This window comes from Deinococcus rhizophilus (genome assembly GCF_030271215.1).
Taxonomy (GTDB): Bacteria; Deinococcota; Deinococci; order Deinococcales; family Deinococcaceae; genus Deinococcus; species Deinococcus rhizophilus.
The window spans coordinates 1-5109 of record NZ_JASNGB010000199.1 but is presented as its reverse complement, the minus strand read 5'-3'; the positions used below and the strand labels follow the sequence as shown (position 1 = coordinate 5109).

Here is a 5109-nt window from a genome sequence, read left to right as displayed (position 1 = left end):
GCCGCTCCCCGCCCCGCGACCCCGGCGGGCGTGGTCAGGGGCGAGCCCTACGTGCTGGGCAGCGACCTCGTGGGCGTGGTCAACGTGACCTCGCTGGGAAGCGGCAAGTTCCGCCTCGCCCGCAGCGGGGGCGACCCCCTCACCGTGACGGTGGGGCAAAAGCCCGCGCAGCTGGGTTCGGGCACGGTGCAGCTGCCGCTGGTGCCCGCCAGCGACGGCCGCAACCTGATCTTCCCGCTTGCGGGCCTGCGGGCGCTGGGCTGCACCTTCACCCCGGCGGGAAGCAACGTGACGGTGGCCTGCGGCGCGGCCAGCGTGGGGCTGCGGCCCATCGTCTTTTAAGTTCAGACCCAGCTGTGGGGGGAGGCGGCCGCGTGGCTGACCTCCCCCGTACTGCTGCACCGCTGCCGGGGAGCTGCTGGGGGGCTGCTGTGGGCGGGTGCCGTCCGCATTCATCCGGCGCTTCACGTCCCCTTGAGGCTTCGGCCCGGTCGCAACCCGCGTGGCCGCCCCTGCGTAATCATGACTGCAAGATCATTTCCAGCGGATCACTGCTGCGGATCACTGCCAAGGAGGAACCACCCATGAGCATTCTCGACCGTCTGTCCCGCCTGCTCCGTGCCAACGTCAACGACATGATCAGCCGCGCGGAGGACCCCGCCAAGATCATCGACCAGGCGCTGCTCGACATGCGCTCGGCCTACACCGAGGCCCGCACCGAGGTCGCCGACGCGATGAGCCAGAACGCCCGCCTGACCCGCGAGTCGGGCACCAACCGCAAGCTCGCCGAGGAGTACGAGAAGAAGGCCGAGGAAGCCCTGCGGGCGGGCAACGAGGAGCTGGCCCGCGAGGCGCTGCGCCGCTCGCAAAACCACAAGGACCTCGCCCGGGGGTTCGAGGAGCAGGTCGGCACCCAGAGCGCCATGGTCGATCAGCTCAAGACCCAGCTGCGGGCGCTGGAAGCCAAGATCGACGAGATGGAGTCGCGCAAGTCGCTGCTCGCCGCCCGCCAGAAGACCGCGCAGGCCGGGGCCACCCTGGAGCGCGTCAGCGGATTCGGCAAGGCCGGGGGCGCGATGGAAGCCTTCGACGCGATGGAGCAAAAGGTCATCGGCATGGAAGACCGCAATCAGGCCATGACCCAGCTGCGGCAGGAGGGCGACCTCGACGCCCAGCTCGCGGACCTGGGGCGTGACCGCGAACTCGACGACGCCTTTGCCGCGCTCAAGGCCCGCGTGCAGGACGGCGGCACCTCTGGCACCTCCGGGGGCACGACTTCCGGGAGCAGCACCTCCGGGGGCAGCAGCCGGGGCTGAGGCTCACCCGACTCTGTGGGGGCACCGCCGGGTGCCCTCTTTTGCGGCCGTGCCTGCCCTGGCCGTCAGCGCAACTCCGTGATGGCTGACAGAATGGAGGGGATGCCGAGCCTTACTGTGTCCACCATGTCCGGCCACCTCCGAAGGTCTCTCCTCCCAGCCGTGCTGGGCGCCGCGTTGCTGGTCAGCTGCGCTCCCGCTGCTGGTCCGCAGGCGCAGGGAGCGCCCGTGGCGTCGAGCACGCCGGTCAGCCGCGTTTCCTTTTACCCGCTGGAGACGGGCCTGACCTGGAGCTACCAGCCCGAGGGCGAGGCGGCGGGGGCCCAGCCCTACGTGCTGCGGGCGCTGGGACCGACGGTGTTCGCCGGGCAGACGGCGCTGGCCTTTGAACTCACGGGCCGGGGCGCCCAGCAGACGTGGTTCCGGCAGATCGGCGCAGAGGGCGTGCGGCTGCTGGGCTTTCGCAAACCCGGCGTGAGCGTGCGGCTGGACCCCGCCTGGCTGGAGGCCCCTGCCGAGAGCGCGTGGCGGGTGGGCCTGAGCTGGGAGGGCGTCAGCCGGGTGACCCTGACCGGGGATGATGGCCGGGTGCAGACCCAGGGCACGCTGCGCTACCGCTACGACGTGCAGGACCGCCGCCGGGTGAGCACGCCCGCCGGGACCTCCGAGATCTGGGTGGTGACCCGCCAGATCGGGGACGACGTGGGGGGCCTCTTCTCGCCGCAGGTGCAGCAGCTGTGGTTCGCGCCCTTCGTGGGCGAGGTCCGCACCCCGGAGGGCCTGCTGCTCACCGCCCGCAACTTTGGGGGGAAGCCGTGAGTCCCTGCGCCCGCTACCGTGGGGCCATGACCGGCCCCGTTTCCACCCGCCAGGAGGTTTTCTATGTCTGAGCCGCTGACGCCCCTCCTCGACCGCATCCACAGCCCGCAGGACCTCAAGGGGCTGAGCCGCGAGGAGCTGCCGCAGCTGTCGGCCGAGTTGCGGGGCGAGATCGTGCGGGTCTGCTCGGTGGGCGGGCTGCACCTCGCCTCCTCGCTGGGGGCCACCGACCTGATCGTGGCCCTGCACTACGTGCTCGACTCGCCGCGCGACCGCATCCTGTTCGACGTGGGGCACCAGGCCTACGCCCACAAGATTCTGACCGGCCGACGGGAGCAGATGGCCACCCTGAAAAAGGAGGGCGGACTCTCCGGCTTTACCCGGGTGAGCGAGAACGAGCACGACGCGATCACGGTGGGGCACGCGAGCACCAGCCTCGCCAACGCGCTGGGCATGGCGCTGGCCCGTGACGCGCAGGGGCAGGACCACCGGGTCGCCGCCGTGATCGGGGACGGCTCCCTGACGGGCGGGATGGCCCTCGCCGCGCTGAACACCATCGGGGACCTGGGACGCCCCATGCTGATCGTCCTGAACGACAACGAGATGAGCATCTCGGAGAACGTCGGCGCCCTGAACAAGTTCATGCGCGGCCTGCAGGTGCAGAGGTGGTTCCAGGAGGGCGAGGGGGCCGGGAAAAAGGCCGTGGAGGCGCTGAGCAAGCCGCTGGCCGACCTGATGAGCCGGGCCAAGAGTTCCACCCGGCACTTTTTCGACCCCGCCAGCGTGAATCCCTTCGCGGCGATGGGCCTGCGCTACGTCGGCCCGGTGGACGGACATGACGTGCAGGAACTCGCGTGGCTGCTCGAACACCTCGTGGACCTCGACGGCCCCACGCTGCTGCACGTGGTCACCAAGAAGGGCAAGGGCCTGAGCTACGCCGAGGCCGATCCGATCTTCTGGCACGGCCCGGCCAAGTTCGACCCCGCGACCGGGGAGTACGCGCCGAGTCAAGCCTACTCGTGGAGCAGCGCCTTCGGGGACGCGGTGACCGAACTCGCGGCGGCGGACCCGCGCACCTTCGTGGTCACGCCCGCCATGCGCGAGGGCAGCGGCCTGGTGCGCTACAGCCAGGTTCACCCGCACCGTTACCTCGACGTGGGCATCGCCGAGGACGTGGCGGTCACGGCGGCGGCGGGGATGGCCCTGCGGGGGATGCGGCCCGTCGTGGCGATCTACTCGACCTTCCTGCAACGGGCCTACGATCAGGTGCTGCACGACGTGGCGCTGGAGAACCTGAACGTGACCTTCGCCATCGACCGGGCGGGCATCGTGGGGGCGGACGGCGCCACCCACAACGGGGTGTTCGACCTGAGCTACCTGCGCTCGATCCCGAATGTCCGCATCGGGCTGCCGAGGGACGCCGCCGAGCTGCGCGGCATGCTGAAGTACGCGCAGACGCACCCCGGCCCCTTCGCCATCCGCTACCCGCGCGGCAACGTGGGGCGCGTGCCGGAAGGCACCTGGCCCGAACTGGAGTGGGGCACCTGGGAGCGCGTGCAGGAGGGCGACGACGTGGTGATCCTGGCCGGGGGCAAGGCGCTGGAGTACGCCCGCAAGGCCGCCGGAGGCCTGCCCGGCGTGGGCGTGGTCAACGCCCGCTTCGTCAAGCCGCTGGACGAGGCGATGCTGCGTGAGCTGGCCTCCCGCGCCCGCACCCTGATCACCGTGGAGGACAACACGGTCGTGGGCGGCTTCGGAAGCGCCGTGCTGGAAGCGCTCAACGCCCTGGGGCTCCGGGTGCCGGTGCGGGTACTGGGCATTCCCGACGAGTTTCAGGATCACGCGACCGTGGAGAGCGTCCACGCCCGCGCCGGACTGGACACGGCGGCGATCCGCACCGTGCTGGCCGAGCTGGGGGTGGACGTTCCGCTGGAGGTGTGAGGGCCCGCCGTTCATGGCGTGTCCCCTGTGGACAAAAGAGCCGGTGGAGCAAAGAGGCCAGGGCTTTCGCTCCGGCCTCTTTCCCCATTTTCCCCCTGACCTCCGGCTGACGGAAGGCAGTCATCTTGAGGGCGTCCCTCAACCCGTCACTCTCCACCCGTCACTCTCCATAGGAGGCTGTATGCGACTTTCCCCTTTCACGAAGGTGCTGGTGGTGGCCGTGCTGTTCGTCGTCCTCGGTGTGCTGTGGAGCTGGACAGCGGCCGGAGTGCTGTCCATCGCCGCGCTGCTGCTGCTGGGAGCAGGTGGGTCTGGCAGCAACTCGGGCGGCCAAGGTGGCCGACATACCTCCGACGGTGCGGCGGCCGGGTTAATGGTCGGGAACCCGGGTGACTGCGCCCCGGGCGGCGGGTTCGACGGAGGCGGGGGCGGAGGCGGAGGCGGAGGCGGGGGCTGCGACGGCGGCTGACGTTCAGGGAACGTCCTGTCCGCGNAGGTGGGTCTGGCAGCAACTCGGGCGGCCAAGGTGGCCGACATACCTCCGACGGTGCGGCGGCCGGGTTAATGGTCGGGAACCCGGGTGACTGCGCCCCGGGCGGCGGGTTCGACGGAGGCGGGGGCGGAGGCGGAGGCGGAGGCGGGGGCTGCGACGGCGGCTGACGTTCAGGGAACGTCCTGTCCGCGCAGCCGCACCGCCTGAAAACTCTGCCGCAGCAGCCGCGCCGCCTCCGCCGCCCGCACGCCGCCCGTCACCCCCGGGCGGTGGCCCCAGTGGTGGGCCAGCAGGTCGCCCACGCCGCCGAGGGCTCCGGCTCTGGGATTGGCGGCGCCGTACACGATGCGGCCCACCCGCGCCTCCAGCGCCGCGCCCAGGCACATCGGGCACGGTTCCAGCGTCACGACGAGGGTGCAGGCGGTCAGGTAGGGCCCCAGGGTGCGGGTCGCCCCGCGCAGCGCCCCCAGCTCGGCATGGCGGGTCATGTCGCCGTGCTCGCGGCTGGTGTTGCGGCCCCGGCCGACCACCGCGCCGTCC

The 5109-nt window shown here is 71.2% G+C and carries 5 protein-coding genes and 1 pseudogene; 5 read left to right on the top strand and 1 reads right to left on the bottom strand.

Annotated features, from left to right (window positions below; genetic code table 11):
• The 5 genes and pseudogenes from QOL99_RS14910 to QOL99_RS14890 form a co-directional block, all read left to right on the top strand.
• A pseudogene (locus QOL99_RS14910) lies at positions 1 to 342 on the top strand (hypothetical protein); the annotation flags it as partial.
• A gap of 242 nt (positions 343 to 584) precedes the next feature.
• A complete protein-coding gene (locus tag QOL99_RS14905) occupies positions 585 to 1316 on the top strand; it encodes a PspA/IM30 family protein (protein WP_285524978.1) in 732 nt (243 codons plus the stop codon).
• 102 nt (positions 1317 to 1418) lie between these two features.
• Complete coding sequence (locus QOL99_RS14900; RefSeq protein ID WP_285524976.1) at positions 1419 to 2135, top strand: hypothetical protein; 717 nt, start codon at positions 1419 to 1421, stop codon at positions 2133 to 2135.
• 63 nt (positions 2136 to 2198) lie between these two features.
• A complete protein-coding gene (gene dxs / locus QOL99_RS14895; RefSeq protein ID WP_285524975.1) occupies positions 2199 to 4076 on the top strand; it encodes a 1-deoxy-D-xylulose-5-phosphate synthase in 1878 nt (625 codons plus the stop codon).
• Positions 4077 to 4257: 181 nt separating this feature from the next.
• Positions 4258 to 4545, top strand: a complete 288-nt coding sequence (locus tag QOL99_RS14890; protein ID WP_285524973.1) for a hypothetical protein — start codon at positions 4258 to 4260, stop codon at positions 4543 to 4545.
• A 194-nt stretch (positions 4546 to 4739) separates the two neighbouring features.
• On the opposite strand, the gene QOL99_RS14885 is transcribed toward QOL99_RS14890, so the two are convergent.
• On the bottom strand, positions 4740 to 5109 hold a 370-nt coding region (locus QOL99_RS14885), incomplete at its 5' end, for a nucleoside deaminase (protein ID WP_285524972.1).

Bases quoted from the DNA above. Each gene is read 5' to 3' on its own strand.
- QOL99_RS14900 (WP_285524976.1), top strand. From the start codon at position 1,419: ATGCCGAGCCTTACTGTGTCCACCATGTCCGGCCACCTCCGAAGGTCT.
- dxs (WP_285524975.1), top strand. From the start codon at position 2,199: ATGTCTGAGCCGCTGACGCCCCTCCTCGACCGCATCCACAGCCCGCAG.
- QOL99_RS14905 (WP_285524978.1), top strand. From the start codon at position 585: ATGAGCATTCTCGACCGTCTGTCCCGCCTGCTCCGTGCCAACGTCAAC.
- QOL99_RS14890 (WP_285524973.1), top strand. From the start codon at position 4,258: ATGCGACTTTCCCCTTTCACGAAGGTGCTGGTGGTGGCCGTGCTGTTC.